General features: G+C 50.4%; 14 protein-coding genes. 3 read left to right on the plus strand and 11 right to left on the minus strand.

Annotated features, from left to right (window positions below; translation table 11 throughout):
- Nucleotides 1–22 precede the first annotated feature (22 nt).
- Genes nrdE through nrdH form a run of 3 tightly spaced genes read right to left on the minus strand, consistent with a single transcriptional unit; the run spans nucleotide 23 to nucleotide 2,824 of the window.
- Nucleotides 23–2,143: a class 1b ribonucleoside-diphosphate reductase subunit alpha gene (gene nrdE, locus AYY16_RS18445; RefSeq protein WP_082970813.1), complete on the minus strand. Its 2,121-nt coding sequence runs from the start codon at nucleotides 2,141–2,143 to the stop codon at nucleotides 23–25.
- A 15-nt stretch (nucleotides 2,144–2,158) separates the two neighbouring features.
- Nucleotides 2,159–2,581 carry a class Ib ribonucleoside-diphosphate reductase assembly flavoprotein NrdI gene (gene nrdI / locus AYY16_RS18450; RefSeq protein WP_067370105.1) on the minus strand — a complete coding sequence of 141 codons (423 nt, stop codon included), beginning with the start codon at nucleotides 2,579–2,581 and terminating at the stop codon, nucleotides 2,159–2,161.
- Between the two features lie 21 nt (nucleotides 2,582–2,602).
- Nucleotides 2,603–2,824 (minus strand): glutaredoxin-like protein NrdH, encoded by a 222-nt coding sequence (gene nrdH / locus AYY16_RS18455; protein ID WP_067370111.1) that lies wholly within the window; start codon nucleotides 2,822–2,824, stop codon nucleotides 2,603–2,605.
- 434 nt (nucleotides 2,825–3,258) lie between these two features.
- Between nrdH and mnmH the strand changes: the two genes are divergently transcribed.
- The 3 genes from mnmH to cspE all read left to right on the plus strand — a co-directional run bounded on the left by mnmH (nucleotide 3,259) and on the right by cspE (nucleotide 5,450).
- Complete coding sequence (mnmH, locus tag AYY16_RS18460; protein WP_067370116.1) at nucleotides 3,259–4,341, plus strand: tRNA 2-selenouridine(34) synthase MnmH; 1,083 nt, start codon at nucleotides 3,259–3,261, stop codon at nucleotides 4,339–4,341.
- A gap of 220 nt (nucleotides 4,342–4,561) precedes the next feature.
- Nucleotides 4,562–5,029, plus strand: coding sequence for a methylated-DNA--[protein]-cysteine S-methyltransferase (locus AYY16_RS18465; protein ID WP_067370124.1), 468 nt, complete (start codon nucleotides 4,562–4,564; stop codon nucleotides 5,027–5,029).
- A 211-nt stretch (nucleotides 5,030–5,240) separates the two neighbouring features.
- Nucleotides 5,241–5,450: a transcription antiterminator/RNA stability regulator CspE gene (cspE, locus tag AYY16_RS18470; protein WP_004235583.1), complete on the plus strand. Its 210-nt coding sequence runs from the start codon at nucleotides 5,241–5,243 to the stop codon at nucleotides 5,448–5,450.
- A 97-nt stretch (nucleotides 5,451–5,547) separates the two neighbouring features.
- Here cspE and AYY16_RS18475 read toward each other — a convergent pair whose 3' ends face one another.
- The 8 genes from AYY16_RS18475 to mrdA form a co-directional block, all read right to left on the minus strand.
- Entirely contained in the window at nucleotides 5,548–6,396 is an 849-nt protein-coding gene (locus AYY16_RS18475) for an EamA family transporter (RefSeq protein ID WP_067370128.1), read from the minus strand.
- Between the two features lie 392 nt (nucleotides 6,397–6,788).
- On the minus strand, nucleotides 6,789–7,754 hold the full coding sequence (gene lipA / locus AYY16_RS18480; RefSeq protein ID WP_067370132.1) for a lipoyl synthase: 966 nt from the start codon (nucleotides 7,752–7,754) through the stop codon (nucleotides 6,789–6,791).
- A gap of 114 nt (nucleotides 7,755–7,868) precedes the next feature.
- Entirely contained in the window at nucleotides 7,869–8,507 is a 639-nt protein-coding gene (gene lipB / locus AYY16_RS18485) for a lipoyl(octanoyl) transferase LipB (protein WP_067370136.1), read from the minus strand.
- A 201-nt stretch (nucleotides 8,508–8,708) separates the two neighbouring features.
- Nucleotides 8,709–8,972 carry a DUF493 family protein YbeD gene (ybeD, locus tag AYY16_RS18490; RefSeq protein ID WP_067370139.1) on the minus strand — a complete coding sequence of 88 codons (264 nt, stop codon included), beginning with the start codon at nucleotides 8,970–8,972 and terminating at the stop codon, nucleotides 8,709–8,711.
- 67 nt (nucleotides 8,973–9,039) lie between these two features.
- On the minus strand, nucleotides 9,040–10,254 hold the full coding sequence (gene dacA, locus AYY16_RS18495) for a D-alanyl-D-alanine carboxypeptidase DacA (protein ID WP_067370141.1): 1,215 nt from the start codon (nucleotides 10,252–10,254) through the stop codon (nucleotides 9,040–9,042).
- A 204-nt stretch (nucleotides 10,255–10,458) separates the two neighbouring features.
- Complete coding sequence (rlpA, locus tag AYY16_RS18500; RefSeq protein ID WP_067370143.1) at nucleotides 10,459–11,487, minus strand: endolytic peptidoglycan transglycosylase RlpA; 1,029 nt, start codon at nucleotides 11,485–11,487, stop codon at nucleotides 10,459–10,461.
- Nucleotides 11,488–11,498: 11 nt separating this feature from the next.
- Nucleotides 11,499–12,611 (minus strand): peptidoglycan glycosyltransferase MrdB, encoded by a 1,113-nt coding sequence (gene mrdB / locus AYY16_RS18505; RefSeq protein ID WP_067370348.1) that lies wholly within the window; start codon nucleotides 12,609–12,611, stop codon nucleotides 11,499–11,501.
- A 5-nt stretch (nucleotides 12,612–12,616) separates the two neighbouring features.
- Entirely contained in the window at nucleotides 12,617–14,497 is a 1,881-nt protein-coding gene (gene mrdA, locus AYY16_RS18510; RefSeq protein WP_067370149.1) for a peptidoglycan DD-transpeptidase MrdA, read from the minus strand.
- Nucleotides 14,498–14,515: the final 18 nt, after the last annotated feature.

Raw genomic sequence — 14,515 nt, forward strand, 5'->3', positions numbered from 1 at the left:
TAATGTCCTGATTTTATTCTGTTTATACGGCACAAGAGACACAGCCGGCAACTTCAGTGCCTTCCAGTGCTGACTGGCGCAGCCGTACGTAATAAAGGGTTTTTATGCCTTTTCGCCAGGCGTAAATTTGTGCGCGGTTAATATCACGCGTGGAGGCTTCATCACTGAAAAAGAGGGTAAGAGACAGTCCCTGGTCGACGTGCTGTGTGGCGGCGGCGTAGGTATCAATTATTTTTTCAGGGCCGATTTCGTACGCATCGCGATAATATTCCTGATTATCATTAGTCATGTAAGCCGCCGGATAATAAACACGTCCGAGCTTACCTTCTTTGCGGATCTCAATACGGGCAACTATCGGGTGAATAGATGACGTTGCGTGATTGATGTAAGAGATAGATCCCGTTGGTGCAACCGCCTGTAAGTTCTGGTTATACAGCCCGTATTGCATCACGTTTTCTTTTAACTGCTGCCAGTCTGCCTGTGAGGGGATAGCTATTCCGGCATCTGTAAACAGGGTGCGCACTTTTTCTGTTGCCGGTTCCCATTTCTGCGTGATGTATTTGGTAAAGTATTCACCGCTTGCATAGGTAGATTGTGTAAAGTTAAGGAAAGTCTGTTTGCGTTCTGTCGCCAGCCGGTTTGAGGCTTTGAGGGCATAATAGGCAATGGTCATAAAATAGATATTTGTGAAATCAATACCTTCTTCGGAACCATAATGAATGTGCTCCCGTGCCAGATAGCCGTGCAGATTCATCTGCCCGAGCCCGATGGCGTGTGAGCCCTGATTGCCGTGGTTAACAGACGGCACGCTGCTGATGTGGCTCATATCCGAGACAGCGGTCAGCCCGCGCACGGCAATATCCACGGAACGGGCAAAATCCGGGGAATCCATCATTTTTGCAATATTCAGGGAGCCAAGATTACAGCTGATATCCCGCCCGGTATGGCGGTAACTGAGATCATCCTCATATTCACTGGCGCTGTTGACCTGCAAAATCTCTGAGCACAGGTTGCTCATATTAATGTAACCGGCGATCGGATTTGCGCGGTTGACGTTATCCTCAAACATAATGTAGGGATAGCCGGACTCGAACTGGATTTCGGCGAGAATGCGGAAAAATTCGCGGGCATTGATTTTACGTTTGCGGATAGCTTTGTTATTCACCATATCAGTGTAATGTTCGCTGATACTCAGCTCAGACATGGGTTTGCCGTAAATCCGCGCCACATCATAAGGCGAGAAAAGATACATCGGCTCATTATTTTTGGCTAATTCAAAGGTGATATCCGGGATAACCACGCCGAGGGATAATGTTTTGATACGGATTTTTTCATCCGCATTTTCCCGCTTGGTGTCCAAAAATGTCAGGATATCAGGGTGATGCGCATGAAGATAGACCGCTCCCGCCCCCTGACGCGCGCCCAGTTGATTGGCATAGGAAAAAGCATCTTCCAGCATCTTCATTACCGGTACCACGCCGCTGGACTGGTTTTCAATCAGTTTAATCGGTGCGCCGGTTTCACGCAGATTCGTCAGAAGAAACGCCACGCCGCCGCCGCGTTTGGAAAGTTGCAGCGCCGAATTCACACTGCGCCCGATGGACTCCATATTGTCCTCAATCCGCAGCAGGAAGCAGGAGACAAATTCTCCGCGCTGTTTTTTGCCGCAGTTGAGAAAAGTAGGGGTGGCGGGCTGGAAGCGTCCGCTGATCATCTCTTCCAGCAGATGCTCTGCCAGCTCAGTATCGCCTTGCGCCAGGGTCAGTGCGACCATACAGACGCGGTCTTCAAAGCGCTCCAGATAGCGCTGCCCGTCAAAGGTTTTCAGGGTATATCCGGTGTAATATTTTAGTGCGCCCAGGAAAGTCTGAAAGCGGAATTTCTTGCTGTAGGCCTGTTTGAACAGGGACTTGATAAAATCGAAATCATACTGTTCAAGAACCTGTGTTTCGTAATAGTTTTCGTTAACCAGAAAATCGAGTTTTTCCCGCAGATTGTGGAAAAACACGGTATTCTGATTAACATGGCTGCGAAAGTAGTGATGGGCTGCTGTCACATCTTTATCAAACTGTATGTTTCCGTGTGCGTCATACAGGTTCAGCATGGCATTCAGGGCATGGTAATCAGTATGTTCAGTCGTCATAGTCTGTCTCAGAAGTCAGTTGAGTGCGGGTGTCAGAGCCTGCTGTTGCCAGAAGCGGTGCAGACCGTCGCGGACACGCCCGACATCATGTTGTGTGCCGAGTAATTCAAAACGGTATAAAAAAGGGACGTCGCATTTGGCAGCAATAATGTCGCCGGCAATGGCGTAAGCGGCGCCGAAATTGGTATTACCGGCAGCAATTACGCCGCGCAGTAATGCTCTGTTCTCAGGCTGATTAAGAAAGCGGATCACCGGACGCGGCACCGCACCATTGTCATGACCGCCGCCGTAGGTCGGCACCAGCAGCACATAAGGCTGTGTGGCGCAAAGCGGGCTGCCGTCTTCCGGCAGACGGGTCGCGGGGATCCCCAGTTTGCCGACAAAACGGTGACAGGTTTCTGAGCGGGTGGAGAAGTAAATCAGCGCCTGCGTTGTCATTGAAAGCCTCCTGTCTGTTTCTCAGCCGAGTGCGGCGAGTTTGTCAGGACGAAATCCCGCCCAGCTATCCTGACCGGCAACCACCACCGGCACCTGCTGATAACCCAGGGTGCGGACATGCTGATACGCCTGCTCATCCTGCGTGATATCAATCACACTGAACGGGATATTTTTGCGCTCGAGCATCTGGTAAGTTGCGTTGCACTGCACGCAGTCGGGTTTGCTGTAGATAATCACTGTCATGATAATGTCTCTTGATTACATCTGCCTGCGATGAGCAGATATCGTGGGTAAATCGTATCCCGAATACTATATGTAGATATCAAATATATCAACCACACTATATATAGTGTTTATTTAATTTGAATGATTATTATTATTGAATGTCGGTATCTGAGTTACATCATGATCATTCACCCGGTCTGCTATACCCTTATTCATTCAAACTGCAGGTGTGTTGGCTACGCTCAGCTAATCGGGTCACATACTGATGTATGCTCCCCGTTTATCTTCACTTGCCGCCTGCCTGCATCTTGAATGATGTTGGGTATATACAGCGGCAGAGCTAAAATCCGCAGGACAAACTTTGTTGTCAGGCGTACAATAAAAAAAAAGAGGATCTGTCGTCACCGGCGGATCTTTTCACCGACATCTGAGTTGAAATCACAGTTTTTATTATGGAATTAGCCCCGTCTCCCCAAACAATCCGTACTCTCCTTGCCACTGAAGTTCCGTTGATTGACGTCCGTGCGCCGGTGGAATTTAACCAGGGCGCGATGCCCGGTGCGCTTAATTTGCCGCTGATGAATGATGAAGAGCGCGCGGCGGTCGGCACCTGTTATAAACAGCAAGGCTCTGAGAAAGCACTCGCGCTGGGTTATCACCTGGTCAGCGGTGAAAGCCGTGCCCGCCGTCTGGCGGACTGGCAGGACTTGTGTACCCGCAATCCGCAGGGCTACCTTTGCTGTGCGCGCGGTGGTCAGCGTTCTCATATTGTGCAGCAGTGGCTGCATGAGTCGGGTATTGAATACCCGCTGATTACCGGCGGCTATAAAGCCCTGCGCCAGGCCGTGATTCAGGTAACCGCTGAGCTGGTACAGCGCCCGGTGATATTAATCGGCGGCTGTACCGGCAACGGCAAAACCACGCTGGTGGGGGAACTGGCAGACGGTATTGATCTGGAAGGACTGGCACATCACCGTGGTTCCTCATTCGGACGAACCCTGGAAGCCCAGTTTGCACAGGCGACCTTTGAGAACCATCTCGCAGCCGTAATGGTAAAAAAAGAAACCGGGCGGATGCGCTGGGTACTGGAAGATGAAGGCCGGGCAATCGGCGTCAATGGTCTGCCGGACTGTCTGCGGGCGCAGATGGAGCAGGCATCCCTGGTGGTGGTGGACGATCCGCTTGAGCGGCGCCTGGAACGGCTGAAAGAAGAGTATTTCGATCGCATGTACCGGGATTTTACGGCGGCTTACGGTGAAGAGCAGGGCTGGCTGGCATACAGTGAGTATCTGCATCACGGACTGTCAGCTATCCGCAAACGCCTTGGCACACAGCGGGCTGCGGATCTTACCGCATTGCTGGACACCGCGCTGGCAGAACAATTGCGCACGGGTGTTACCGACGCGCATTTCTCCTGGTTGTGCCCGTTACTGGCAGAATATTATGACCCGATGTACCGCTATCAGCTCAGCAAAAAAACAGACCGGATACTTTTTAACGGCACCTATGACGAGGTCGCTGACTGGCTTAAATAATTAGCGGGCTGCACTCAGCTCGCCCGCATCCGAATAGTTCAGAGTATTAATACTTTTTTTTGTGTAACAGTTTACCGGGGGATTTTTCTCCGGTGAATTGACTTGCATGAAATCATTTGCCTAGTTATTTTCTCTGTTGTGAGATGAATAACGTAAATGATGTTTGTCTCTTTATCAGAATTAGGTTCTGCTATAGAAAATCAGAACAAAGGGCACACTTATGGCGACAACATACATTAAGGCACCAACCGGATTTCCCCGCCGTTATATCATTATCAGTGCAGATGAACAGGGTATTACTGAACTGGGGTTTAGCGATAACACCACAGAACAGACGGAGCCGGATAATCCATATATTGTTCAGTGCATTACAGAGCTGGATGAGTATTTTTCCGGTAAAAGGCAGGATTTCAGCGTGAAGCTAAATCCGCACGGAACGGAGTTTCAAACCCGCGTCTGGTCACAATTGTCGACTATCCCGTTCGCGATCACATGGTCGTATAAAGATCTGTCATTAAAACTGGGATCGGCAAACTACTGCCGGGCGGTCGGCATGGCTAACGGGCGTAATCCAATCTGCCTGATTATTCCGTGTCACCGGGTCATTGCTCATGACGGCTCGATGGGCGGTTACAGCGGCGGGCTGGATATCAAACACTGGTTGCTGCGCCATGAAGGAATTATGTAGCCGGATCATGAGGATATTCCCGCTATATAGTTGAATATAGTTGAAATAAGTAAGACAAATCCTCTGGTGTATCAGTGGAATATCTCACACAATACCATTATCCGACGGGTAATTCAGATATCTGAACAGATTCCCCGGAAGGGTCAATACAGTCTGCTGAAGACTGACCAGGTACTAATGAGTACAATCACTTGTTTAAGGGTTTTTTTGAATGTCAAAGCGCAAAGGTAACGTGAAGTGGTTTAACGAAGCGAAAGGTTTCGGCTTTATCACTCCGGAAGATGGCAGCAAAGATGTGTTCGTTCATTTCTCTGCGATCCTCAATGATGGTTTCAAGACACTGGCTGAAGGTCAGAAAGTAGAATTTGAAATCGTTGATGGTGCCAAAGGCCCGTCTGCCGCAAACGTTGTCTCAATTTAAGTTGTAATTTGCCATACCGTAGCCGTTATTTTAATTCGACATTACCGTGACGAAAACCCGTTACTCACCATGGTAACGGGTTTTTTTATGCCTGAATTTATCGGCGGTTAGCCACCTGACTGAGCCAGACACTGCCGACAATCACCAGAACGCCGGTGCATTGCAGCAGGCTGAGTTGCTGATCCAGTATAAACCAGCCCAGTAATACGGCTGTCAGCGGGCTGAGAAAGCCGAGAGACGCGACTGAATTCGGTCCAAGAATGGCCAACCCGCGAAACCAGAGCAGATAGGTCAGTGCCGCACCAATCAATCCCAGATAAACCAGCCCGGTAATATTCAGCATGGTCAGCGGCGGGAGAGCCGGTTCCAGTAACAGGGAAACCGGCAGCAAAAGCAGCCCGCCCGCCGTCAGTTGCCAGGTGGTAAATGTCAGGGGCGAAACATCCGGCTGCCAGCGGCGGCTCAGAACAGTACCGGCGGCCATTGAAAATGCTCCGGCAAGCCCTGCAATAATCCCTAACGTGTCCGGTTTTGCCTGTGGTGTCAGTAACAGCAGCGCGACCCCGCCTATCCCGGATAATGCGGCGAGCACCGCCAGCGGTTTCAGGACATTTCCCAGCACCATCCGGGAAAGCAGAAGTACAATCAGTGGCTGAACAGCGCCGACGGTTGCCGCCACGCCGCCCGGCAGGCGATAAGCAGAGACAAACAGAAGCCACCAGAATACGGCAAAATTCAGTGCTCCCAGCACAAAAATCCGACCCCACCATATCCCTTTCGGTAATTGCCTGATAAACAGCATCAGTAATAATCCTGCAGGTAAGGCACGCAGCATCGCGACGGTCATCGGATAACCTGCCGGTAACATTTCAGTTGTCACCAGATATGTACTGCCCCAGACAGCGGGAGCGAGTGCGGTCAGAAGTAAAACACCACCACGTTGCATAATTTACTCATCAATAATGTGTTATGGCGCACATCATAATCCGCATCAGTGCAGGTGGGAACAGTGAATGGCAGGGCAGAGCACAAAAGACATATACCCTTATTCATTCAAACTGCAGGTGCGTTGGCGGCATCTTGAATGACGTTGGGTATAGACTGGGGATAAAAAAGAGCGGGGCAATAAATTTGATCAGTTCGATGGTCAGGTAAAACGCAGGTGACAGGCAGAGAAAGGAAAAGCGTAAGCGCCATGGATGGCGCGATCCGAGCGCACAAGGATGTGTTTACAGCGTCTTTTCGTTTTGCCTGTTACCCGCGTTGGCACTGGCGTTACAAAAAAAACCGCCGTTTTTTCAAACAGCGGTATTGTAGAGACTCAGTATAACGGTCGGATTACTTAACTTCTTCGCCTTTTGCCTGTAAATCAGCATGATAAGACGAGCGGACAAACGGACCGCAGGCAGCATGGGTAAAGCCCATTGCCAGTGCCTCAGCTTTCATTTCGTCGAAATCTTCCGGGCTGACATAACGCTGAACCGGCAGATGATGACGGCTCGGTTGCAGATATTGTCCCAGAGTCAGCATGGTGACACCGTGACGGCGCAGGTCGCGCATAACATCCAGAATTTCTGCATTGGTTTCACCCAACCCGACCATCAGTCCCGATTTTGTCGGGATATCAGGATGCGCTTCTTTAAAGCGTTCAAGCAGTTGCAGTGACCAGTCATAATTCGCACCCGGACGCACCTGACGGTATACGCGCGGTACGTTTTCCAGGTTGTGGTTAAAGACATCCGGCGGGGTGGCGATCAGAATCTCCAGTGCTTTATCCATACGACCACGGAAATCCGGCACCAGGGTTTCAATTTTAATTGCCGGGCTGTGTTCACGGATAGCCGTAATACAGTCAGCAAAGTGCTGAGCACCACCATCACGCAGGTCGTCACGGTCAACAGACGTTATCACCACATAGCGCAGCCCCATATCTTTAATGGTCTGCCCCAGTTTTTGCGGCTCATTGGCATCCGGTGCATTCGGGCGCCCGTGGGCAACATCACAGAACGGACAGCGGCGGGTACAGATAGCGCCGAGGATCATAAAAGTGGCAGTACCGTGGTTAAAACATTCGCTTAAGTTCGGGCAGGATGCTTCTTCGCACACTGAATGCAGGCCGTTGCGGCGCATTGCATCTTTTATTCCCTTGATTTTATGAGTATCTGCCGGAAGTTTAATTTTCATCCACGCGGGCTTACGCAGCCGTTCGGTCGTTTCTGATACCAGGTTTTTGACCGGGATAAGCGCCATTTTATCGGCATCACGATATTTAATGCCGCGCTCCATCTGAATAGGTTTGCTCATGTTTATGCTGTTTCCGGTTAGATTCATCGGATAATGATTGATGAGTGCCTGCAGAATGTAACGGAATCATCAATCTTTTAAAAAATATTTTAAATATGTTAAAAAATTATAACACTATTCTGTCGCGAGTTGGAATCCTAATTGTCGGCAAAATTGTGCGGTCAGTTCAGGCTGAACATCCGCTAATGTGATACCGGGAACAAAATCAGCCATTTGAGTCATTGCCAGACCGGCGTAGCCACAGGGATTAATCCGGTGAAAAGGTTCAAGATCCATATTAATATTGAGCGCCAGTCCGTGAAAGGAGCGCCCGTTACGGATACGCAGCCCGAGGGAACAAATTTTATTACCGCCCACATACACACCGGGGGCATCCGGGCGCGGGTAAGCATCAATGTTCCACTGTTTCAGTGTTTCAACAACGGTATTTTCCAGCGCTGACACCAGTTCACGCACACCGATTTTGTCGCGTTTCAGATCAATCATCACATACATAACCTGTTGTCCCGGACCATGGTATGTCACCTGTCCGCCGCGATCTGACTGAATCACAGGGATGTCGCCCGGAGCGAGAACATGCTCTGCTTTACCCGCCTGACCTTGTGTGAAGACGCGTTCGTGCTCAACCAGCCAGATTTCATTGCCGGTTTGTGTGTCGCGTTGTTCAGTAAATTGATGCATGGCGTCAGAGACGGGGGAATAGGGGCGCAGACCCAGCTGATGTAATGTGATGGTGTTGTTTTGCAAAATCATATCTTCAATCCGGTATGCCGAACCCGCAGTATAGCGCGCGTGACAAAAGTGCACCAGTGATGTGCATATACCCTTGTTCACTCAAATTGCAGGTTCGTTGGCTGAATTCTGAATGACGGTGGGTATAGAATGTTCAGAAGCATAAAAAAAAGACCGCCTGTTCAGGCGGCCTTCATAATGAATGATAAGGCAATAATGTTATTACAGAACCATTCTTACGCGTTCTAATGCACCCAGTTCTTCGTACAGGCTTTCAATCTGGTCGATATGGGTTGCGTCAATTGTGACAGAAACAGAATGATATGTTCCTTTGCTGCTCGGCTTGACGGACGGGCTGTAATCACCCGGCGCATGGCGCTGAATCACTTCCAGAACATCTTCCAGTAACTCAGGTTCAGCAGCACCCATCACTTTGTAAGTAAATGAGCAGGGGAACTCTAACAGTTCATTCAAATTGGTTTTCATGGGTGCTCCTTAATAAAGCAAATCTCAGATGAACTAAATATGGGGGTTATTCATCTGATTTCAAGGCTCAGCCGAACCAGCGGTGAAACAGCAGGCGGATATAGTCTATCAGGCGGCTGAAGAAATTGCCTTCCGGCACGGCCTGCGCCACAACCAGCGGGCGGCTTTCAATAATCTGGTTATCCAGCTGGAAATTAATGGTACCGACAACCTGGTTTTGTGCCAGCGGTGCATGTAATTCCGTGTTATTCAGGACAAATGCAGCTTTCAAATCTTTCAGACGTCCACGCGGAATAGTGAGATACACATCATTTTCCACGCCTAACTGCACTTTATCGGTATCGCCGAACCAGACAATTTCAGAGGCCAGCGGGTTATCTTTCTGCATTGGTTTTACAGTTTCAAAGAAACGGAATCCCCATGTCAGTAATTTTTTGCTTTCCGCATTACGGGCAGAGGCGGATTTGGTTCCCATAACAACAGAGATCAGGCGCATATCGCCTTCTGTTGCAGAGGCGACCAGGTTGTAGCCCGCGCCGTTGGTGTGTCCGGTTTTGATCCCGTCCGCATTCAGGCTTTTATCACCGAGCAGATCATTACGGTTCTGCTGGGTAATATTATTATAGGTGAACGAGCGCTCTTTATAGATAGCGTATTCATTCGGCACATCACTGATCATTGCCTGACCGATCAGCGCCATATCGCGTGCAGTACTGTACTGACCTTCCGCATCCAGCCCGTGAACTGTTTTAAAATGCGTGTTTTTCAATCCAAGCTGCGCGACGTAGCTGTTCATCTGGCTGACAAATGCATCCTGATCGCCGGAGACAAATTCTGCCATTGCGACACAGGCATCATTACCGGATTGCAGGTTGATCCCACGGGTGAGATCCGCCACGCTGACACTGTCACCGGGTTTGAGGAACATCAGGGAAGAGCCACGGAACACCGGGTTGCCGGTCGCCCAGGCATTTTTCCCGACAGTCACCATGCTCTGCGGGGTGAATTTTCCGGCCTGCATTGCCTGACCGATGACATAGCTGGTCATCATTTTAGTCAGACTGGCAGGATCACGGCGGACATCGGCATTTTTTTCAGCAAGAATTTTGCCGGAATGGTAATCCATCAGAATATAGGATTCTGCTTCAATCTCCGGTACGGCAGGTATGACGGTATTCTGACCCGGGATGTCGGCGGCAGAGGCGGCAGCGCTCAGCGCCAGTGCAAAACCAAAAGCAGCCAGACGGGTGGCACGGTAACAATAAGTGGTTGCGTATTTCATGAGTGTTAAAACAATATTGATGATGCCGGTGGAAAAGAAACGCTATCATAGCAAAAGTGCTGTGATAGCGCGTTATTTTACGTAAGTTTTATACCCTTATTCATTCAAACTGCAGGTTCGTTGGCGCAGGGAAGCCTGCCTGCATCCTGAATGACGTTGGGTATATACTTTTGGTTTTACAACACAGGGCGCATAAAAATCAGATTATGGCGCCAGGATAAACGAATTCATATTCAGTTGCTGACGTAACCGTCCCTGAATCTCGGTTGCCCGTTCGCGGCTGGTGAACGGTCCTAACTGAACGCGGTAAACATCACCGAAAGCTTCTGTCATGCCGGGAACTCCCAGTTTGTCGCTGAGTTCTTTCTGCCACTGTGTCGCGCGATCGGCATCACCCACAGCACCCACCTGGATACGGTAACCCGTCGTAACGGCTGGCGCAGTAGTTGCCGGTTGTGTCACTGTGACAGGAATTGACGGGATATCAGACGTGGTTGCAGGTACTTCAGACGTTTCCTGCACGGCGGCGGATTTATTGCCCGCAGGGATCAGAGCTGACTCAGGCTGTGGCTGCGCCATTACCGGACGGCTGTTCACCGGCAGTGCCGGAGCACTTTCCATTACGGGTGTTCCCATCGCACTGGTTTTTCCGAGCTCAGGGCGACCCGGCAGGGCATAGCTCTGTTTGGCAACAACGGTGCCGACAGTCCCGGGACCGCTCAGTGAGCCATCCTGTGAAACAATAATCGGATCAATTTTAATGCGGGTGTTTGGCAGCAGGTTCAGGCGATCAGCAACCGCGCGTGACAGTCCCATTTGCTTGCCGGGCATGTACGGTCCGCGATCATTAATGCGCACGACCATCATCCGGTTATTCGCCATATTGGTTACGCGGGCATAGCTTGGGATCGGCAGTGTCGGGTGTGATGCGGTTAATTCCGCACTGTTAACCCGTTCACCGCTGGCCGTCGGATTTCCGTTTTGTGCCTGGCCGTAGGTCCACGCGTAGCCTTGCTGCGTAAAATTTTCCGGATCACGGACAATCTGATATTGCTGCCCGTTGCGGGCATAATCGTCATTGGCTCCGGGGTGCAGAGGTTCAAACGTCGGCACTGCGCCTAAAATTTCTTTTGCCGGACCGGCGGGAGCTGTGTGTTTAATCTGCGGGGGCGTTGATGGACATCCCGCAAGCAATACGGCCATAACAGTGACCGAAATTAATCGTAAGTGCATAAAAAACCTCATTATAAGCTTTTTGATAACATCTTGCGGTGCGTATGAATTGACATGACAATACCAAACCCCGCCATTAATACAATTAAGGCAGAACCACCGTAACTCATCATTGGCAGCGGTACCCCCACCACCGGCAGGATCCCGCTCACCATTCCGATATTCACAAACACATACACAAAAAAGATAAGCATCAGGCCACCGACCATAACCCGGCCAAAGGTGTTTTGCGCCCGGGCTGCAATAACAAGCCCGCGCATAATAATCAGAAGATAAATAACCAGCAGGAATATGACACCAATCAGCCCTAACTCTTCTGCGAGTACGGCAAAAATAAAGTCAGTGTGGCGTTCCGGCAGGAATTCCAGCTGGGATTGTGTCCCCAGCAGCCAGCCTTTCCCGGCGAGCCCGCCGGAGCCGATAGCGATTTTTGACTGAATGATATGGTAGCCGGCACCGAGCGGATCGGTTTCCGGATCCAGCAGCATCATCACGCGTCCGCGCTGGTAATCGTGCATCAGGAAAAACCAGAGCAGCGGAATAAAGGCCGCAAGAAGGAGCACGGCAACACCAATCAGCCGCCAGCTCATACCGGCGAGAAACAGCACAAAAATCCCTGAAGCGGCAACCAGAATCGAGGTTCCCAGATCCGGCTGTGCGGCAACCAGCAGTGTCGGTATAATCACCAGCAGCAGGGCGATAGCGGTATTTTTTAGTGTCGGCGGGCACTGGTCACGATTCATAAACCGTGCAACCATCAGCGGAACCGCTATTTTTGCAATCTCTGACGGCTGAAAGCGGATAATCCCCAGATCCAGCCAGCGCTGTGCGCCTTTACTTATCTGCCCGAAAACATCCACAAACACCAGCAGGACAACACAGACGATATACAGATGCGGCGCCCAGGTTTCATACACACGGGGCGGGATCTGTGCCAGTATCAGCATGACGACAATACCGGTAAAAATCTGTCCGAGGCGGCGCTCCATCATTTCCGGATCCAGACCGCTGGCACTCCACAGGACAAAGGCACTGTAGACCAGCAGGATCATCAGCAGCACAAACAACGGAAAGTCGATGTGCATGCGGGTCATTAAGGATACTTTGCGTTGATTTTCAGTCATGGGCATTACTCAGTTTCACTGCCGGGCGGGGAAGGCGGCGCATCGGGTAAGTCAGTATTGTTATCCCCCAGCAGAACGTGATCCAGAATCTGGCGGACTAATGTTCCCACTGCAGGACCGGCTCCGCCGTTTTCCAGAATGATAGTAACCGCAACAGTCGGGTTATCATAAGGTGCGTAGGCGATCATCAGCTTATGGTCACGCAGTCGTTCGGCAAGTTTGCTGGCATTGTAGGTTTCATAACTGAATACCTGCGCTGTACCGGATTTCGCTGCGGCTTTATACGGCGTTCCGGCAAAAAATTTCCGCCCTGTGCCGTTCGGGGCATTAGCAACACCGTACATACCTGATTTTGCCAGTTCCCAGTACCCGGAATGGATATCGGCGATGGCAGTATTGGTTTTTTGTTCATACGGCAGCATTCCGTCACCTTCTTTGGTGCCCAGTAACAGATGCGGTGTTTTAACCACGCCGTCATTAATCAGGATATTGAGTGCTTTTGCCATCTGAATGGGGGTGGATGTCCAGTAACCCTGACCAATCCCGACCGGAATGGTATCGCCCTGATACCACCGTTTTTTATAGCGGCGCTCTTTCCATTCACGGGTCGGCATCACCCCGTTGTACTCTTCTATCAGGTCAATACCGGAATACTCACCATAACCAAAGCGGGTCATCCAGGCGGAGAGGCGATCGATACCCATGTCATACGCCACCTGATAGAAAAAGGTATCCGCGGATTCAACAATGGCTTTCACAACATTCAGATTGCCGTGACCATAGCGTTTCCAGTCGCGGTAACGTTTTTCCGAGCCGGGCAATTGCCACCAGCCGGGGTCAAAGATAGTTGTATTGCGGGTGATCACTTTCTCGCTGAGTGCGGCGACAGAGATAAAGGGTTTAACGGTTGATGCAGGCGGATAAAGCCCCTGAGTGGTGCGGTTGATAAGCGGGCGATCCGGATTGCCGAGTAAATCACGGTAATTCGGTCCGGAAATTCCGTTAACAAACAGGTTCGGGTCGTAACTCGGGTTAGAGACCAGGGCGAGAATTTCACCGTTACGCGGATCACTGACAACCACGGCAGCACGGCTGGTGGTCAGCAGTTTTTCAATATAAATCTGTAACTCAAGATCAACCGTGAGATAGATATCTTTCCCGGCTTGCGGTGCCTGTTCATGCAACTGGCGGATCACGCGCCCGCGGCTGTTGACTTCCACTTCCTCATAGCCGGTTTTTCCGTGTAACACGGATTCATAATAGCGCTCGATTCCCAGCTTGCCGATATCATGAGTCGCGGCATAGTTAGGCAAAATGCCGTCTTTTTCCAGACGTTCGACATCTTTATCATTAATTTTTGCCACATAACCAATCACATGTGTCAGTGCAGAGCCATACGGATAAAAGCGGCGCTGATAGCCTTTGATTTCCAGTCCGGGAAAGCGGTACTGATTGACAGAAAACCGTGCAACCTCAATCTGGTTCAGCGGGGTTTTCAGTGCAATAGAGGTAAAGCGGCGTGAGCGTTTGCGCTCTTTTTCATAGTTGGCGATATCCTCGTCTGTCAGGTCGACAATATCCCGTAATTCATTCAGTACTGCCGGCAGGTCAGTGACTTTTTCCGGCACAATTTCCAGTTGGTAAATAGTGCGGTTAAGCGCAAGCAATGTCCCTTTGCGATCATAGATAAGACCCCGGCTCGGCGGAATAGGCACGAGTTTTATCCGGTTATCATTTGACCGGGTCTGATAATCTTCATGGCGGTTTATCTGTAAATTATAAAGATTGGCAATCAGAACGGCAGATAAAACAATCATACCGATAAACACCACAACGGCGCGGCGGATAAACAGAGCCGATTCCGCAGAATAATCGCGGAAATCCATCCGTTGTTTGCGTTTTTT

The sequence above is a fragment of the Morganella psychrotolerans genome (assembly GCF_001676155.1).
Taxonomy (GTDB): Bacteria; Pseudomonadota; Gammaproteobacteria; order Enterobacterales; family Enterobacteriaceae; genus Morganella; species Morganella psychrotolerans.

Excerpts from the sequence above, each read along its gene's own strand:
- nrdE (WP_082970813.1), bottom strand. The coding sequence starts at position 2,143 with ATGACGACTGAACATACTGATTACCATGCCCTGAATGCCATGCTGAAC.
- nrdI (WP_067370105.1), bottom strand. The coding sequence starts at position 2,581 with ATGACAACGCAGGCGCTGATTTACTTCTCCACCCGCTCAGAAACCTGT.
- nrdH (WP_067370111.1), bottom strand. The coding sequence starts at position 2,824 with ATGACAGTGATTATCTACAGCAAACCCGACTGCGTGCAGTGCAACGCA.
- mnmH (WP_067370116.1), top strand. The coding sequence starts at position 3,259 with ATGGAATTAGCCCCGTCTCCCCAAACAATCCGTACTCTCCTTGCCACT.
- AYY16_RS18465 (WP_067370124.1), top strand. The coding sequence starts at position 4,562 with ATGGCGACAACATACATTAAGGCACCAACCGGATTTCCCCGCCGTTAT.
- cspE (WP_004235583.1), top strand. The coding sequence starts at position 5,241 with ATGTCAAAGCGCAAAGGTAACGTGAAGTGGTTTAACGAAGCGAAAGGT.
- AYY16_RS18475 (WP_067370128.1), bottom strand. The coding sequence starts at position 6,396 with ATGCAACGTGGTGGTGTTTTACTTCTGACCGCACTCGCTCCCGCTGTC.
- lipA (WP_067370132.1), bottom strand. The coding sequence starts at position 7,754 with ATGAGCAAACCTATTCAGATGGAGCGCGGCATTAAATATCGTGATGCC.
- lipB (WP_067370136.1), bottom strand. The coding sequence starts at position 8,507 with ATGATTTTGCAAAACAACACCATCACATTACATCAGCTGGGTCTGCGC.
- ybeD (WP_067370139.1), bottom strand. The coding sequence starts at position 8,972 with ATGAAAACCAATTTGAATGAACTGTTAGAGTTCCCCTGCTCATTTACT.
- dacA (WP_067370141.1), bottom strand. The coding sequence starts at position 10,254 with ATGAAATACGCAACCACTTATTGTTACCGTGCCACCCGTCTGGCTGCT.
- rlpA (WP_067370143.1), bottom strand. The coding sequence starts at position 11,487 with ATGCACTTACGATTAATTTCGGTCACTGTTATGGCCGTATTGCTTGCG.
- mrdB (WP_067370348.1), bottom strand. The coding sequence starts at position 12,611 with ATGACTGAAAATCAACGCAAAGTATCCTTAATGACCCGCATGCACATC.
- mrdA (WP_067370149.1), bottom strand. The coding sequence starts at position 14,497 with ATGGATTTCCGCGATTATTCTGCGGAATCGGCTCTGTTTATCCGCCGC.